Raw genomic sequence first — 17,886 nt, 5'->3', positions numbered from 1 at the left:
AAAAAATCTATGCGCAGTTCTATCGCTTTGTAGTTATTTTGTTCTATATAAAAAAACAGCTCACGTCAAATGTAAGCTGTTTTTTTATATGACTCAAACATAAATTTAGGCTTTCTCACCCACTACAGCAAAGCGTTCATTTACATAGTTTTTATTCTCTAACTCATCTATTAAAGCAATCGCATAATCAGCATAGCTAATATAGCTTTCATTTTGACTATTTGTGATCACGTGATCTTTTCCTAATTGATAGGCACCCGTGCGAACACCTTCTGCGGCAAAAAAGGCTGCTGGACTTAAATAAGTCCAGTTTATGTTTGATTTTTCAAGTTCTTTTAAACCTTTACCCATGTTTGAAGCCGTTGGATAATAAGCTGCTGGAAATCCTTCTGTGCTCATTAAAGGCGTTGTTTTTTCTTCGTCTACAAATAAGCTTCCTGCTCCGCCCACTACTGCTAGTCGCGTTTGAACACCTTGAAATGCTTTAATAAGTGATTGTATAGACTCAACGTGCAGCTGTTCGCTTCCGGGAGGTGCATTAAATGCATCTACCACAGCATGAAACTGGTCAACATCTTTTGAAGTAATGGCAAAAATATCTTTTTCAAGTACGTTTGTTTGATTTTTTAGTTTAGAAGCATTTCGAACAATGGCTGTTACTTCATGTCCTCTCTTTTTTGCTTCTTTCATAATTAATTGACCTGCTTTTCCTGTTGCTCCAATAATACCAATTTTCATTTTTATTCTCTCCTTTCATTTTAGATGTAACTATTATAGTTACATCTAACACAAAAAAATTTGAGCTTTTTATAGCATTGCTAATTCTTTTCAGTCTGTTGTAACCATTATAGTTACAACTTATTCAATTTGTCAACCTCACTGTTCATTTTTTTACGTGATAAAAGATTTTAGTGATGGCTAACGATCCACAAAACAATAGCCAATCGGCCGTTTCAAAATATATCCATATTTTCAACTTATTTTTATCTCAGAGTACTTTTTTATGAAAAAAGGTTTCTTTTTTATAAAAAAGTGTTATACTAGGTATATTATTTCTTGTTCGGTGTTAACAAATAGAAAGACTTTCTTTAAAGTGATTCTTATTGAAATTGAGCAGAGATAGTAATATATTCGTGGATTTTCCACACAGGAGGTACTACAATGGTACAAGGTAAAGTAAAATGGTTTAATGCAGAAAAAGGTTTTGGATTCATCGAAGTAGAAGGTCAAGACGACGTATTCGTACACTTCTCAGCTATCCAAGGCGAAGGTTTCAAATCACTTGAAGAAGGTCAAGAAGTTACATTTGAAATCGAAGATGGAGCTCGTGGACCACAAGCTGCTAACGTTCAAAAGTAATTGATTAAGAAGCTGTCACTTTAGTGACAGCTTCTTTTTATGTCTATTTAACCAATTAAAATTTGATTTTCCTGCCAAAGGTTGGTCAAGTTCGTATCAGCGAGCCGTTGATGCGTCTCTTTTACGCTAAGCCAACGATGCTTGTTAAAAACAAAGCGAGTTTCTGGAAGTTCAGTCCATATTTCCTGCACAGACTGCACATTTAATAGAACAAAGTTTGCTTCGTTTCCTTCTTCTACTCCATACTTTTCTTTTCCAATCAGCCGAGCTGGTATGCTTGTAATCATTCGAAGCAATTGCCGCTGATCATTCGAACTCCCCATATGTGCAGCATAGGCAGTCAGTAACCCTACTTGCAGCAAATCTGCTTTTCCAAACGGGTGGAAAGGGTCGTTCACGTTATCTGATGCAGTAGCAATCGGAATTGCTGCTTTTTGTATGTCGCGAATACGCGTTATGCCTCGTCTTACAATTCCTTTATCTTCTCTTCCCTGTAGATATAAATTAGAAGCAGGTAATGTGACAACTCCAATTTTCGCCTGTTTCAAAAGGTGTAAGATTTCTTTCACTTTTGCATCAGTCATTCCTGCAAGCGAGCAAAGATGCCCCACTACCACTTTTCCTTCCATATTCAATTCAATTGTTCTATGAGCAATATTAATTATTGTATCAACAGACGGATCATCGCTTTCATCCACATGTAAATCAAGAGGTTTATTATAAGCTTGAGCCAGCGAAAACAGAGCATCAATCTCTTTTTCTGGATTTCTAGCTAAATGAGGACAGCCTCCAATCGCATCAATTTCAAGGTCGAATGCTCGTTCAATTTTACTCATTTTATTCACATCATCAATGTCTAAGTTGGAGAATAGTGGAACAACCTGCACATCCATATACGGACTTAATTCATCTCTCACTTCGACAGCCGCTTGTAAACTGCGAAATAAAATATCTTCTTCCATGCTGCAGTCAAAATCAATATGCGTTCGAATCGTAGTTGTACCGTTAGCTAATGCCTGCAAAGCAGTTTTAAACATTCGCTGCTTAATTTCTTCTTCTGGAAATGCCGGCAGGCTGCTGCTATAATTTTCAATGGCTTCTTGAAGAGTTCCAGATATATTGGGCACTTGAGGAAGCGAATGAGCTTTGTCTAGATGCATATGCATATCTATAAATCCCGGTAATAGCACACGACCCTGTGCATCAAGTGAAGTTTCTTTTCCTAATACGGCTGCGTGTAGCGGAAAAAACTCGTCACCTTCAAGATAACCGTTTTGTAAAACGATAGAAGTATACATTCCATTTGAAATCTTCACTTCAAAAAGAGCGTGATCGTGCATAATTGGCAAACGAACATTAATTAAGTGAAGCAACGTAATTCCCTCCTCAATTTTTCAACTTCTTGATTTTCCATAGCCCCCTTTATCTTATCTATCATTTATTGTTTAAAGCATTAATTCGCCAAATTTCGCGAATCACCTTCTCTTTAGAGACCTTTATTTGTAGAGAAAAAAGCGAAAACAAAAAAAGGAGCAGCGTCCCCACGCTGCTCATCAAAGAAAAAATGCTAGAAAATAGATAGAATGTACTTCCCATGGTTAAATGAGGGCTTACAGATAAAGCTTCAGTGAGTGATTTCATGCTTTGCATCGCTATTCTCCCCAGAAAGCAATGCAGATACAAGCAAGAAATTTCTATCACTCGCTCACACTGTAAATAGACACATAAGAAAAAGCCCAAACAAAGGCAGGTCTCTCAAATACAATGAGCAAAAACCTACCCGCCTGGGCTTTTATCCCTTCGGTGTCATATCCACTCTTTTTCAAAAATGAATATGTGAATCGCTTGGACCAAACTTTCCACTAATGCGAAAATGGGAACCTAGATTCACTTTTTACTCATAGTCCTATCATTTACGGTGATAAGGTAGAAACGTCTGAGCCATATTCTCAAACATATATGAGTGAACCGTATTTAGCTTTTTCTTGTCTACAAATATACTATAGGTCTTTCTACAAGTCAACTATAAACGAATAATCTTTTTATTAAAATTATATATAGTTCGCTTTTTACAAAAGTTTACTTTTTCAAAAAGCTTGTTAAACTATCTAACACAGTAGTTGCATCTTCCTATAATCCTGCTTATACTTCGAACTACTTACATTACCTATAAAGGTCTTCACTCTGTTGAAGACAAAAAAGCGATCTAGGGTTCCGTTTAACACATGTTAAAGGCTGGTCCGAGAGAGAGCGTACGGAACATTCCGTATACACGGAGGGAGAAAAGCCTGGGAGAATGACATCATTCTCCCAGGCTTTTCTTTTTTACTACTATAAAATAGAGGAAAGAAGGGATTTATATGAACAACCAACCAACGTTAAGTAAATCACTAAAGGTATATCAAATCGTATTTTTGGGTCTTGCTTGGATGACTCCAATGATTTTCTTTACAGTTTACGGAGTAGCCTACGATGCGGCTGGAGGGCAAATGGTCCTTGCTTATTTAATTGCTTTTTTAGCTATCTTTTTTACGGCATATAGCTATAGCCGAATGGTAAAAGCCTATCCAATAGCCGGATCTGCTTATACGTATACGAAAAAAGCTATACATCCTCGCCTTGGCTTTTTAGTAGGCTGGGCACTTCTTTTAGACTATATTTTCTCCCCCATTATCGCTATTTTGACATTTGGTATTTTTATGCATACAGAATTCCCTTCTACTCCTGTATACATATGGGTCATTGTCATGAACATTATCCTAGCTTTAGTCAATATTGTTGGTATTAAGTCTGTGGCTCGTATAAGCGGCATCTCTGTTGTGGTTCAAATTCTGTTTATAGGTTTGTTTTGTTTATTTATCATCAAAGATATTACAACAGGTCAAGCTAGTTCTTCTACTCTTTTTTCACTTCATCCTTTTTTGGCTTCAGATGTACCGTTTACGACTATTTTTTCTGGAGCTGCGCTCATTTGCTTTTGCTTTTTAGGATTTGATGCAGTTACAACAATGGCGGAAGAAACAATTCAACCGGAAAAGACAATTCCAAAAGCTATTTTTCTTATTGTTTGTATCGCGGCTGTTATGTACATCGCTATCTCATATTTTACACAGATTGCCTACCCTGGATTCACGTTTACTAACCCTGATAATGCAGCCTATACCCTAGTAAAATTAGTTGGCGGAAACCTTTTAAGCAGTCTATTTATTACGGTCTTAATTATCGCTACCTTTACTCAAGGAGTTTCTTCGGTCACAAGCGTCACTCGTTTTTTGTATGCTTTAGGCCGTGAATCTGTGTTGCCACAAAAGGTATTTTCATATATTCATCCAACGTTCAAAACGCCCGTTTTGAATATTTTGCTTGTCACAGCTTTTTCGTTTTTGGGAATGGTTATTGATTTAAACACAGCCGTTACTTTTGTCAGTTTCGGTGCCTTAACCGCTTTTACATTTGTTAATGTATCAGTCATTGCTCATTTTTATATTAAGTTAAAAAAACGGTCGTTCATTGAAACGATACTTTATCTTATCTTCCCTTTGATTGGAGCAGGATTTATCGGATGGCTGCTTACGCTGTTGAACAAAGACACTCTTTTGATTGGTGTGGCCTGGCTTACTATTGGATTTCTCTATTTATTTGTCAAATCTCGACTGGCGTCCCCTTTTGTGAAGCGAGATCATTCAAAAGTGACGGTCACTGAAAAATAAACTGAAAAATCAGTTTTTATGTCAGGTGTTCTAACAAACTGCTTGTCAACTCATTTTCACACATACTATACTACGATTAATCGAAAGCCACAAATGGATAAAGGTTCTTACAGCCGTTAAGAACAAAAAAGCTGTCTAGGGTTCCGTTTAACATATGTTAAAGACTGGTCCGAGAGAGAGCGATATAGCGCTACGCTGTATAACACGGAAGGATAAAAGCCTGGGAGACTACTCCCCTAGGCTTTTATCCTTTTTTTATTCTAAGGAGGTTACTTTATGAGTTATATCTGGAAGCAAACAATCCCGGCAGGCGGAAAATGGTCAGGACGAATTGGAAGAGGAAAATCGGTGACGTTTACCGCACAAGAATCCGGTGCAAATGTATCCGTACTACTATACAACATTCATGATTTAACGGAGCGATACAACATGCCCGATACCTTAAAAGCTCAGCATACTGCTCACTTAACAAAAGGACACGTTCTAATGAGTGACAACGGCAGAGCACTTGCGAGCATCATTTCTGATACAATCGGCTGGCATGATACAATTTCAGGCTATACTACGCGCAGCTTAACTCATCAAAAATACGGCGCATCTACTTATCAAGAATCTCGAAACGAATGGAGAAGAAATGGAGAAGAAAATTTCTCAATGGAGCTTCTACGCAATGGTTTAACAGCCCGTGATATCGTTCCTAATCTTAATTTATTTTCAAAAGTATACTGCGACGAAGAAGGGAATATGAATTTTGTTTCTTCTCATTGTAAAAAAGGAGATTTTATTACGCTTAGAACAGAAATGGATTTGCTTTTTGTACTGTCCAATACACCTAATCCTTTAGACCTGAGGGGAACGTATCCTTCTGTTCCTATTGAAATAACCGTAGATGAAGCGGCTCCTGTAAGCTCAGACGACTACTGTTTAAATTTTAGACCTGAAAATAAACGAGCGTTTGAAAATACATGGTCTTATGACCTGCTGCTTGGAAATAAAACATTATCAACTATTTAAAAATAAAGGAGGCTTCTATAATGGCTGTATTTAATCGAGTGGAAAGTAATAGAAACATAGAAAACGCAATTTATGATGAAACCGTACTAGCAGGTGATGGCTGGATGCACGAACTTAAACCCGGCCAAGCTCTTAGAATAATAGATATAGAAGGCAATCAAGCAGCGGATACTTTATTCTTTGATGCAGAAAATCTAGAAGATCATTACAGTGCAGTATCTACGATTGCTAATCAAGGAAATATTTATTTATCCACCGGCACAGTGCTGCTTTCTCAATCTGGAAAAGAGCTAGTAAAAATTGTAGCTGACACGTGCGGACGCCATGATACCTTAGGCGGAGCTTGTTCGGCACAAAGCAACACCGTACGCTATGCACATGACACGCTTCCGATGCATAACTGCCGAGATACATTTATGCTGCAGCTATCAAAATATGATAGCCGATACACCAAAAGAGATTTAGCACCAAACGTAAACTTTTTTATGAATGTACCCGTGACGCCAAGCGGCGGATTAACGTTTGATGACGGCGTATCTGCACCCGGATACTATGTAGAAATGGAAGCTATCAACCCTACACTTGTATTGATCAGCAACTGCCCTCAGCTTAATAATCCGTGCAACAATTATAACCCTACCCCTATTCGCTTAGTTATTTGGGATTCATTATAAAAAGGAGTGTTCATCTATGTTTACAAAAGTATTAATTGCTAACCGAGGCGCAATTGCCGTTAGAATTGAGCGAACATTACGACATTTAGGGATGAAATCTGTAGCTGTTTATACAGAAGCAGATCAAGACAGCCTGCACGTTGATGAAGCAGATGAAGCCATTTTAATTGGCAGCGGTCCTGTAAAAGAAAGTTATTTAAATGAAGACCTTATTCTAGATATTGCAAAGAAAACAGGCGCGGAAGCTATTCATCCAGGCTACGGTTTTTTAAGTGAAAACGCAGAATTTGCTCGTCGCTGTAAGGCTGAAGGAATTATATTTATCGGTCCTACACCTCAACAAATAGAAATATTCGGATTAAAACATTCTGCCCGGGAAATTGCGCAAAGAGCCGACGTGCCTTTGTTACCCGGTACACCTCTTATTACAGATGTATCAGAAGCTATATGTGCCGCGGAAGAGATTGGCTATCCCGTTATGTTAAAGAGTACAGCAGGCGGAGGCGGAATTGGAATGCGTATTTGCAAAGATGAAAAAGCTCTTCAAGCAGCTTTTGACTTCGTGTGCCACTTAGCACAAACAAACTTTAAAAACAGCGGTGTTTTTTTAGAGAAGTATATTCAAAAAGCTCGCCATGTGGAAGTTCAAATCTTTGGGAATTCTTTCGGAGAAGTAGTCGCTTTAGGAGAACGCGACTGCTCGATTCAGCGAAGAAATCAAAAAGTAATTGAAGAAAGCCCCGCTCCAAACTTCCCTTCATATATACGAGAAAATATGCTGCAAGCAGCTACGCGACTAGCCAAAGAAGTCGGATACCGAAGTGCAGGAACAGTAGAGTTTCTCTATGACGCCGAAGCGGAGAAGTTTTATTTTTTAGAAGTAAATACTCGCCTTCAAGTAGAGCACGGAGTTACAGAAGAAGTATTAAACATTGATTTAGTAGAATGGATGCTTAAAGAAGCTTCGGATGAGCTAGTAAACCTTCCTTCTTTGCTTCCTGCGTCTTCAGGTCACAGTATCCAAGCTCGTATTTATGCGGAAGATTGCTTAAATGATTTTCGTCCAAGCGGCGGGCAAATCGATCAAGCGATTTTCTCTAAAAGGGCTCGAGTCGAAACGTGGGTACGAGATGGTATTCATGTAACGTCACTTTATGATCCTATGCTGGCTAAAATTATCGTTCACGGAAAAACACGAGAAGAAGCCCTTCTAAAATTGAGCGCTGCCTTAAAAGAGACAAGATTATACGGCGTTACTACTAATCTTCAATACTTGCAGGGACTGTTAGAAGAAAAAGCGTGCAAAATAGGTGACGTGTATACCCAAATGCTTAACTCATATACTCCGAGCGAACAGGCACTCGAAGTATTAGACGGCGGCGTTCAGTCTACTGTTCAAGATTATCCAGGACGCACCAGGCACTGGAACGTAGGGGTTCCTCCGTGCGGTCCAATGGATCCTTTTGCTTTTCGCATAGGAAACAAACTTCTCGGAAATTCGCCAGATGCACCGGGGATCGAAATGACTCTCCGAGGCGGCTCTTATAAATTTAGAGACGATGTATCTTTTTGCATTACGGGTGCTAACATGCATGCCACATTAGACGACGCTGAAATTCCTATGTATAAAACCATTCAAGCAAAGCCGGGACAAATTCTTTCATTTAGTGAAGCAACCGAAGGAATGCGGACGTATTTACTTATTGGCGGCGGACTTGATATGCCTAAAATATTAGGCAGTTCTTCTACTTTTACACTAGGAAGCTTCGGAGGACACGGTGGAAGAGCACTTCGTACAGGAGATGTACTGCGTGTCTCTGACTACTCTCACGTTGAAAATGAACTTGCCCTTTCTTATCAGCCTGCCATGTCTAAAGAATGGACAATCGGTGTGATTCCGGGTCCTCATTGTACAGAAGAGTTTTTACAGCCTCAATACTTACAACAGCTCACAGATACAAAATGGGAAGTTCATTTTAACAGCTCGAGAACAGGCGTTAGGTTAATAGGTCCAGCTCCTTTTTGGACCCGTGAAGATGGAGAAGAAGCCGGTTTGCATCCATCAAATATTCATGATAATGCATATGCAATCGGCACCTTAGACTTAACGGGAGATATGCCTATTTTACTTGGCCCCGACGGTCCGAGTCTTGGCGGCTTTGTTTGCCCTGTTACCACCGCTTCAGCAGAGTTTTGGAAAATAGGACAGCTTCATCCCGGAGATAAAATTTCGTTTAAATTGATTGACCTTGAACAAGCTGAGAAACTTAAATATACCCAAGAAAACTTTTTACAACGTATAGGAACATCTACATCACTTCCTTTACTTACAAATCCAGTAGCTCAACCGCTAAAAAGCGATTATCCGCTGCTAATCAACGAAACGGAAAATAGACGGTTCCCATTTTTCGTCCGCTGCTCAGGTGATGCGAATATACTTGTGGAGTACGGAGAAATGGAGCTTGACCTGCTGCTTCGCTTCCAAGTACATGCTTTGATGGAAGCTATCCAAACGCGTGAGGATTTACCAGTTCTAGATTTAACGCCTGGCATCCGTTCTCTTCAAATTCATATTGATGCAACAAAAATGTCTATTCTTGAACTTTGTCAGCACATTTCGGCTATTGATCGCGCGCTTCCTCCTCTTGAAGAAATGGAAGTTCCGTCTCGTATTGTAAAACTTCCACTTTCATGGGACGATCCTGTGATTCAATTAGCTATTGAACGCTATCAGCAAAACGTTCGTCCAGACGCACCGTGGTGTCCAAGCAATCTAGAATTTATTCGCCGAGTAAACGGTCTGGACCATCTTGAAGATGTTAAACGAATTGTATTTGACGCCAATTATCTAGTAATGGGGCTTGGAGATGTATATTTAGGTGCGCCTGTAGCTACGCCCCTAGACCCTCGTCACCGCTTAGTTACAACTAAATATAATCCCGCTCGTACATGGACGCCTGAAAATGCAGTTGGTATTGGCGGTGCATATATGTGCGTATATGGAATGGAAGGTCCTGGCGGCTATCAGTTTGTAGGACGTACAATTCAAATGTGGAACCGACTTCGTCAAACGGAAAGTTTTGAAGCCGGAAAACCGTGGCTTCTTCGTTTCTTTGACCAAATTCAATTTTATCCAGTAGGAGCAGATGAGCTTTTAAAACTGCGCGCAGATTTCCTTCGTGGGAGATTCGAAGCGGATATTACGGAGACAACGTTTAGACTCGGGGAATATTTAGATTTTCTTTCATCGATTGAAGAAAGCACAGCTGCTTTTCGTCACACCCAGCAGGCTGCTTTTCAAACAGAACGAGAAAGCTGGAAAGCACTTGGCTTAGCTGAGTATGTCTCTGAACACGAAACGGCTGAAATTACGGAACAAGAGTTGCCCCAAGGTACAGAAGCTGTTCGCTGTACAATGCCGGGAAGCGTATGGAAAGTTCTTGTAGAAGAAGGACAAAAAGTTGAAAAAGGCGATACGTTAATTATAGAAGAAAGTATGAAGATGGAGTTTCCTCAATTAGCACCTTTGGATGGATATATCAGTTCTATTCATGTGAAACCAGGCGATGAAGTACAGGCTGGACAGCTGATTGCCGGTATAAAAGCCTTTGCTCCAATTACTCATTAAGGACGGTGGATACAATGAAAACAGTGAGCTTGCCTAAAACATTTTCGATTCAATGGTTACGCGATATGTATATCAAAAAAGAATTAACTCCGGAAGATGTGGTTCATCAAATTCTTACACGTGTAGAAGCTGACAAAGACATGAACATATGGATTACCCCTCCTACACTTGGCGAGTTAAAACCTTATCTTGATCGCTTAGTCACGCTAAGCCCTGAAGCGTTACCATTGTGGGGAATTCCATTCGCCATTAAAGACAATATCGATGTAGCACATATACCTACAACAGCCGGATGTAAAGAATATACGTATATCCCTTCTGAACATGCTACGGTTGTTCAACGCCTTATTGATGCAGGTGCTGTCCCTCTTGGAAAGACCAACTTGGATCAATTTGCTACAGGACTTGTCGGTACACGAAGCCCTTACGGCGAAACACACAACGCATTAAAGTCAGAGCTCATTAGCGGCGGATCGAGCTCAGGATCAGCTGTATCCGTAGCTCGCGGGCATGCTGCTTTTTCTTTAGGCACCGATACAGCTGGTTCAGGACGCGTTCCAGCAGGTTTAAACCGTTTAATTGGCTATAAACCTTCCCTCGGAGCGTGGCCATCTATCGGTGTAGTTCCGGCGTGTAAAAGTTTAGACTGCGTCACTGCTTTTGCTCATGAATGGAATGACGTACTGCTAGTGGATTCTCTTATTAGAGGAATAGACGATCGGGATCCATGGTCACGCTCTGTTGTTCGTGCTTCTTCGGCTCTTCCTAGAAAAATTTGCATGGTAAAAGAACCGCTTTCATTTTACGGGCCGTTTGCTGAACAATACGAAGAAGCGTGGAAACAAGCAGTGAAAAAGATTGAAGATTTATCTATTCCAATTCAATACATTGAAGGCTCGTATTTAAGTGAAGCAGCTGCTTTATTATATGACGGCCCTTACGTAGCCGAGCGCTGGGCTGATTTAGGGGAATTTATCACTTCTCATGAAGAAACAGCATTTCCTGTAACCGAGCAAGTGCTTCGTTCAGGAGCTAAATCAGAATATGATGCTGCTACCTTATTTCAAGCTTCACATAAGCTTCAATCATTTAAACACAAAGCATATCACCAGCTTAAAAATGCTGTTCTTGTTATGCCAACAGCTGGCGGAACGTGGACGCGGGAACAAGTAAGAGAAAATCCAATTGATACAAACAGTGACATGGGGCGTTTTACAAACCATTGTAACTTACTCGATTTATGTGCTGTATCTCTTCCATCTCAAGATGCAGGCCTTGATTTACCGTTCGGCATTTCGTTTTTCTCTACATTTGACGGTGAACAATTCATTTGCGGACTCAGCGAATTGTTTTTAAATGGGGAACAAACGGTGAGTTCACAAAAAGATACAACATTAATAGCAGTTTGCGGTTTGCATATGCGCGGGTTTTCACTTGAACCTCAAATGCTTGAACACGGAGCTTCATTTGTACGAAAAGACCAAACCGCTCCTTGTTACCAACTTTTTAAGCTTCCTACTTCTCCAGCAAAACCGGGGCTGTTGCGAGCACATCAACAAGGAGAAAAAATTGAAGTTGAAATTTGGGAAATGCCTTTATCATTACTCGGCTCTTTTGCCGATTCTATCCCTTCTCCTCTTGGACTAGGCAAAATCACTCTTCAAGACGGCAGTGAAGTAGCAGGTTTTCTTTGTGAAGCTCATGCGACAGAAGATGCGGAGGATATTACGTCTTATAGAAGCTGGCGGGCTCTCTCAAATTACTAATAAATCAATCATTTGCTGAGCTGTTGAGGAAATTCTCAACAGCTCTTTTTCGTCAAACCTTCAATGTATATAAAAATAGCAACTCAGCATTAATTATTACAAAGTAAATGTACGATCTCATACGCTATTTATTCTTGATTCCTATGTTTATCATTCTAACCGAGAAGACCCCCACTTCAAGCTTGCTAAGTGGGGGTAGTTCAATTAGTTAGACCTAAAAGATGAGATACATAACAATCTCTAAAGCACCTATCGTGTAGAATGAAAACGCAGCTGATCTTGTCCCATAGTGTCATGAGAAACATACTTGTTGCGCGGATGTTTATCTAAGTATTGTTTAGCAGTTTGTAAACACTGGCGCGCAAACTCTTCATATCCTAATTCGTTGGCACGTTTCACATGTGGCAATTCTATGGAATAAGGAACTTGCGGGATACGATTCACAATACTAGCAACGTCAATACCTTCTTCATTTAAATACAATCGTTCTTCCCTAAGAACTCGAGTCATCTCTTCCTTTGAAACAGGAATTTCCGCAGAAGCGTTGCAAAGATGAAGGTAGCGAAACCACTCACAAGGTACTTGATCCAAATCTTCCACCTTATCTCCTGATCGATGAAAATGGTGAATATCAATCATAAGACCTGCATTTTCGCGGTTAGCTGTATGAAGAAAATCCAGTGCTCCTTTAAGGTTGTATACGCTCGCAATAGGAACAAATTCTAATTCAATGGTTAAACCAAAAGGCTTAGCTAGATCACAGAGTTCAGCAAAACATTCAATACCAAAATTGCGATCATCAGTCCAAATGCTACTAAGGACGTGACGTCCTCCAAGTTCAGCAGCTGCTTCCATTGCAGGTAAGTAACGTTTTAGATCAGCTCCTTCATAGATACGTGCTAACTCTATATCGAGAAGCTTCACTCCTGTTTCTGACATAGCGGATTTTGTTTCTCGCATCAGCTGCTTATTTTCAGCTAACGCATAATTAGGCTCTCCAGGCAACCCCATGTAAATAGGCCTCAAGCTAACAAAATCATATCCTGCCTTCGCAGCCATGTACGTCATTTCAGGTGGTGAACATCCAAGAACAGTAAGATAAGCAAGGGAAAATTGATTGGACATTTTATAAATTCCTCCTTTATTCAGCTGTGTTAGATCGATCTAATCAGAAACGCCAATATATACTTTTAAACGTTTTACATATTGATTTGATGTTATTTCTCTATGGGCAGTCTTAATACACAAGATTTAAAGGGGCGTTAAACGGTGTGATAGCCGCTACAACACCAATCGGCACTCGAAAAGTAGATGCAATAGCTTGTGCACCGCGTTCTGAAACGTCGCCAGGCAATGTTTCACCAATCAATCTTTTTGCTTCTTCCCCTGACAATTCTAATGTTTCGATTGAACGGGCCACTTCATCCAGCGTATTTTTCAAAGGCTTTCCTAATTCTAAAGAAATAAGTCGAGCAAATTTTTCTTTCTCTTGTTCTAGTAATATAGCCGCCTTCTTTAAAATTTTAGAACGCTTGTAAGAAGAAAGTGCAGCGACTTGTTTTTTGCTTCATATGCTGATGCTAATGCTTTTTCAACATCTTCTTCATTCGCTAATAACTGCTCACCTATGACTTCTCCTGAATAGGGGTTTTTTATTAAAGCGACTTCACGATCTTCAACAATCCATCCACCGTTAATATAAGGCTGTGATTTCTTTTGAATAGTTTCTATCATGTTTACCACCAACTTTTCATTTTTATTAAACAAAATCTATTTTGTCTTTTCACGTACTAACCATGCTTATATTGACCAAACTTTTATATAAAAGAAGTCTTGAACGTTATTTATACGATATATAGATCGATCTAATTCATTTTTATCTAAACGCCTACATCACCTCCTAAAAGGCTATCGTACTTGTCAATGTTTACGGATTATTTATACTAACTTCTCTTGAACCTTTGGCTTAGCATGAAGTTCTGAACAAGGACCTGCTTGCAGCATATAGCTTCCACCGTCATGGCCAATTACTTGCTTCACCTCTTTTGCCGCTTCAATAAGCTTGTTAAGATCAATACCTGTATGAATTCCCATTTCACTTAATCCATGAACCAGATCCTCTGTAGCTATATTTCCCGTGGCACCTGGGGCATAGGGACATCCTCCTAAACCGATAATAGAACTATCAAAATGAATAACACCCTGCTGCAGAGCAGCCACTACATTAGAAAATGCCATTCCTCTCGTATTGTGCAAATGCATGGAGAAAATAATGTCGGGATAATTTTGTTTAAGAAACCCTAGCATACGATACACTTGCTGAGGATTTGCCATCCCTGTTGTATCCGCTAAAGAAATTTCTTCGACTCCCATCATTCTGTATCGTTCTACAATAGAAGAAATGCGCTCTATAGCAACTTTTCCTTCATAAGGACATCCAAAAGCTGCCGAAATTGAACCTCCCACTTTAACGTTATGCTTTTCCGCTAATTCGATAATAGGATAAAAACCTTTTTGGGCTTCTGCTACAGAACAATTTGCGTTAGATAAGCTGTGAGAATCTGTAGCTGAAAGCATAAGCTTTAACTTTTTCACTCCGGCGTTAATGGCTCGTTGTGCACCTTTTACATTCGGAACTAAAGCGCGAAATTTGATATTTGTTAAATCTTGAACACTTTCTACGACCTGCTCGGCATCCTTTAACTGAGGAATGGCTCTCGGGTGTACAAAAGATGTAATTTCCATTGATTGAATGCCTGTTTTGGCTAGTTGACGGATAATAGATATTTTTTCTTCCGTAGGAATCCACTCATTTTCAGCTTGAAATCCATCTCTTGGAGCTACTTCACAGATTATGACTTTTTCCGGTAACTCTATTTTTTGAATAGCATTCATTAAATAACCCCCTTTTCTTTCAACGCCGCTAATTCTTCACTTGATAATCCAAGTTTTCGGCCTAGAATTTCTTCATTGTGTTCTCCCAATTCAGGCGCACGATGACGAATGGCTCCCGGTGTATGTGAAAACTTTGGTACTACTCCTGGAATCTTAATTTTTCCTAAACGGGGATGCTCTACTTCTACAATGTTTTCTCGCTCTCTATACTGAGGATCATTAAATATATCTTCAATGCTGTAGATAGGGCTAACAGGTACACCAAATGAATCTAACTTTTCCTGCAGCTCATCTTGAGTGAAGCCCTTAATCCAATTTGACACAATTTCCTGAACTTCATGATCGTGCTTTAGACGTTCTACATTTGTATAGTATCGCGGGTCCTTTAACATATCTCTCCTTTCCATTGCTTCTGCTAGACGATCAAAGGTAGAGTCTGTACTGCATACCAATACAACAAATTTTCCGTCTTTTGTTTCATATGTGCCTGCAGGGCTTGAATGACCTGCAAGTCCAGGACTTCTCTCTCTTACTTTGCCGTTTTGATCATATTCAGCGATTAAAAATTCCATCATTCGAAAAATAGATTCATATAATCCCATTTCTACTACTTGACCTTCCGGCTGCTCGTGTACATCTCTATGGTAGATAGCGCTTACACAAGCGAACGCAGTATATATGCCAGTTACATAATCTAGTAAAGAGTAAGAAGGACTGACTGGCGGACGATCCGAATACCCCTGCAAATAAGTATGTCCACTAAATGCTGTGCCTGGTGTACCGAATCCAGCTTTTTCTCGATAAGGGCCTGTTTGTCCATAACCTGATACGCGCACCATTACTAGCTTAGGGTTAACTTTTTTAAGCTCTTCATATCCTAAGTTCCATTTTTCCAGTGTACCCGGGCGAAAATTTTCAATTAAAACATCTACTTGACTAATTAGCTTTTTGAAAATCTCTGCTCCTTCTTCTGATCGAATGTCCAGTGTAACAGACTTTTTATTGCGAGCTAGTCCCGGCCATCTTAAAGGCTCAGTCCCTTTCCAAGGCCCTACGGTCCGAAGCGTATCTCCTTTTCCCGGAAGCTCAATTTTGGTTACTTCCGCTCCTAAGTCCGCTAGCAGAGTAGCTCCAAAAGGAGCAGCAATCATAGTAGAGATATCTAGTATTTGGACTCCTGTTAAAGGTCCGTAATTTTTGGTTAACACGTTGAATCCCCTCCGGTAATAACTGTTTGCATGCTTAATTAAGATAATTGATTAGTACATTTTCTTTAATATGTTAAAAACTAATATTAATAGTCTAAATACTAAGATTATTTATTTTTCTAAAGTTAACTCCTTTTCCTCTAATAGGGTAGACTCTTTGCTTTCAATTGGCTCTAGATCTGTTAATAAGAACGTATAGCTTAAAATTCCAATAACCAAAAAAGCAGCTGCTAAAAGGAAAGCATACATAAATGAACCCGTTGCCTGAACAATAAACCCAGTCGTAATTGGCGCAACAATAGCCATTGAATTATTTCCAAATGTTAAAAGTCCCGTTAATGTTCCCACCGTTCCTTTTGGTGCAATAAATGTAGGAATGCTGTAGGCAACAGCAGATGTGACAACAAGACCTCCAAGTGCTGTTGAAATCCAAAACACAGCTATGTTTGCACTGTGAGTAAACGCTGCGCCAATAATTGATAAACCACATACCATACCTATTACTAGAAAAAATTTGCTAACACGTGTCCGATCATACCCTTTGTTAATGAGACGATCAACAAGCCAGCCGCCAATTACCACTTCAGTAATGGTACCTACAATCCAAGGTATAGCAGAATACCAGCCTGATTTTAAGATAGACATGTTCATTTCTGTTGCTAAATATCCAGGAAGCCAAGTCAAGAACAAAAACCATGAATAGCCGTATGCCGCAAACCCAATGAATACTGCCCAAACTTTTCTTTTAGTTAGCAAATATCTAATGTTCTCCATTGCACTGCCTTTAGCTTCTTCTGAACTTTGAGAACCGCCTTGAACAATGTAGTCATATTCTTCTTTCGTCAAACGCTCATCTTCATGAGGTTCACGATACCAGATCCAATAGACGACAGCATATATGAAACTAAGAATAGCGGTTGCTAAGAAACCGCCTCGCCAGCCCCACTCTGTTACAATTAGGGCTAATATAGGCGCGCCGATGGCGTTGGAAAGTTTGGACTGAGAATCATAAGCTGCGATAGCTTTTCCGCGCTCCTGACGAGGAACCCAATGGCTAACTGCTTTGGCAGCAGATGGAAAGAATGGTGCTTCCCCAACTCCTAACAGCACCCGAGATAAAATAATTAAACCCCATCCATTTGCTGCTGCAGTTAAAAGACAAGCTACTGTCCATATCACGGTAGCTACACGCGTTACCCATTTTACGCCTATTTTATCTAGCAAAGGCCCTATAGGAAGTTGAAGTAAAGCGTAAGACCATGCAAATGCTGATAGGAAAATCCCCATCTGCCCTGCTGTCAAATTAAATTCTTTTTGTAACAATGGCATAGCAATGGACATATTGATTCGATCAAAATAGTTTACAATTACACCAACCGCAATCAAGAATACAATCGACCAACGATGTTTTTTCATTCTTTTCCCTCACTCATAAGATTTTAAGTATGCGCTTTCATTTTAAAAAATGTTTCTTTGCTCAGATTCAATTTATAATTGCTTGTTTAAATAGAGCCAGTCTGAACTAAAGTTGAAAGATTGCAATGCTGAAAACCTAATCCTCTAGCTATTTACTTGTTCTCTTATCCTTTTGTAAAAACATTTTATTAGTGGAATTAAAAAGATTAATAGAAA

12 protein-coding genes, 1 pseudogene and 3 riboswitches are annotated in these 17,886 nt (G+C 39.6%); of the genes and pseudogenes, 6 read left to right on the top strand and 7 right to left on the bottom strand.

Going from position 1 to position 17,886, the window contains the following annotated elements; translation table 11 throughout:
- Nucleotides 1-105 precede the first annotated feature (105 nt).
- Nucleotides 106-738 (bottom strand): NAD(P)-dependent oxidoreductase, encoded by a 633-nt coding sequence (locus M3225_RS14445; RefSeq protein WP_251394855.1) that lies wholly within the window; start codon nt 736-738, stop codon nt 106-108.
- Between the two features lie 423 nt (nt 739-1,161).
- Between M3225_RS14445 and M3225_RS14440 the strand changes: the two genes are divergently transcribed.
- Nucleotides 1,162-1,359: a cold-shock protein gene (locus tag M3225_RS14440; protein WP_013055689.1), complete on the top strand. Its 198-nt coding sequence runs from the start codon at nt 1,162-1,164 to the stop codon at nt 1,357-1,359.
- Nucleotides 1,360-1,406: 47 nt separating this feature from the next.
- On the opposite strand, the gene M3225_RS14435 is transcribed toward M3225_RS14440, so the two are convergent.
- Nucleotides 1,407-2,732, bottom strand: a complete 1,326-nt coding sequence (locus M3225_RS14435) for an amidohydrolase family protein (protein ID WP_251394853.1) — start codon at nt 2,730-2,732, stop codon at nt 1,407-1,409.
- A 508-nt stretch (nt 2,733-3,240) separates the two neighbouring features.
- A riboswitch (purine riboswitch) is annotated at nt 3,241-3,342 on the bottom strand.
- Between the two features lie 212 nt (nt 3,343-3,554).
- Nucleotides 3,555-3,656: riboswitch (guanidine-I (ykkC/yxkD leader) on the top strand.
- Nucleotides 3,657-3,719: 63 nt separating this feature from the next.
- Between M3225_RS14435 and M3225_RS14430 the strand changes: the two genes are divergently transcribed.
- The 5 genes from M3225_RS14430 (at nt 3,720) to atzF (ending at nt 12,151) form a co-directional block, all read left to right on the top strand.
- Nucleotides 3,720-5,069 (top strand): APC family permease, encoded by a 1,350-nt coding sequence (locus M3225_RS14430; RefSeq protein WP_251394851.1) that lies wholly within the window; start codon nt 3,720-3,722, stop codon nt 5,067-5,069.
- A gap of 124 nt (nt 5,070-5,193) precedes the next feature.
- Nucleotides 5,194-5,298, top strand: a riboswitch (guanidine-I (ykkC/yxkD leader).
- Between the two features lie 47 nt (nt 5,299-5,345).
- On the top strand, nt 5,346-6,083 hold the full coding sequence (locus tag M3225_RS14425) for an urea amidolyase associated protein UAAP1 (protein ID WP_251394849.1): 738 nt from the start codon (nt 5,346-5,348) through the stop codon (nt 6,081-6,083).
- Between the two features lie 20 nt (nt 6,084-6,103).
- On the top strand, nt 6,104-6,757 hold the full coding sequence (locus M3225_RS14420; RefSeq protein WP_251394847.1) for an urea amidolyase associated protein UAAP2: 654 nt from the start codon (nt 6,104-6,106) through the stop codon (nt 6,755-6,757).
- Between the two features lie 16 nt (nt 6,758-6,773).
- The gene (gene uca, locus M3225_RS14415; protein WP_251394845.1) at nt 6,774-10,385 is read left to right on the top strand and encodes an urea carboxylase; all 3,612 of its coding nucleotides are present in this window, start codon (nt 6,774-6,776) and stop codon (nt 10,383-10,385) included.
- A gap of 14 nt (nt 10,386-10,399) precedes the next feature.
- Nucleotides 10,400-12,151 (top strand): allophanate hydrolase, encoded by a 1,752-nt coding sequence (gene atzF / locus M3225_RS14410; protein WP_251394843.1) that lies wholly within the window; start codon nt 10,400-10,402, stop codon nt 12,149-12,151.
- Between the two features lie 249 nt (nt 12,152-12,400).
- Here atzF and M3225_RS14405 read toward each other — a convergent pair whose 3' ends face one another.
- The 5 genes and pseudogenes from M3225_RS14405 to M3225_RS14385 all read right to left on the bottom strand — a co-directional run bounded on the left by M3225_RS14405 (nt 12,401) and on the right by M3225_RS14385 (nt 17,670).
- Complete coding sequence (locus M3225_RS14405; protein ID WP_251394841.1) at nt 12,401-13,276, bottom strand: sugar phosphate isomerase/epimerase family protein; 876 nt, start codon at nt 13,274-13,276, stop codon at nt 12,401-12,403.
- A 118-nt stretch (nt 13,277-13,394) separates the two neighbouring features.
- Nucleotides 13,395-13,885 (bottom strand): annotated as a pseudogene (locus M3225_RS14400) (aldehyde dehydrogenase family protein); the annotation flags it as partial.
- Nucleotides 13,886-14,089: 204 nt separating this feature from the next.
- Nucleotides 14,090-15,046: a hydroxymethylglutaryl-CoA lyase gene (locus M3225_RS14395; protein WP_251394839.1), complete on the bottom strand. Its 957-nt coding sequence runs from the start codon at nt 15,044-15,046 to the stop codon at nt 14,090-14,092.
- On the bottom strand, nt 15,046-16,254 hold the full coding sequence (locus tag M3225_RS14390) for a CaiB/BaiF CoA transferase family protein (RefSeq protein ID WP_251394837.1): 1,209 nt from the start codon (nt 16,252-16,254) through the stop codon (nt 15,046-15,048). Before M3225_RS14390 ends, M3225_RS14395 begins: the two co-directional genes overlap by 1 nt.
- A gap of 111 nt (nt 16,255-16,365) precedes the next feature.
- Nucleotides 16,366-17,670: an MFS transporter gene (locus M3225_RS14385; protein ID WP_251394835.1), complete on the bottom strand. Its 1,305-nt coding sequence runs from the start codon at nt 17,668-17,670 to the stop codon at nt 16,366-16,368.
- Nucleotides 17,671-17,886 lie beyond the last annotated feature (216 nt).

The sequence above is a fragment of the Priestia aryabhattai genome (genome assembly GCF_023715685.1).
In the GTDB taxonomy this organism is placed as follows: domain Bacteria; phylum Bacillota; class Bacilli; order Bacillales; family Bacillaceae_H; genus Priestia; species Priestia aryabhattai_B.
Note: the sequence above shows the minus strand (reverse complement) of the source record. Positions and strands in the feature narration are given on the sequence as shown.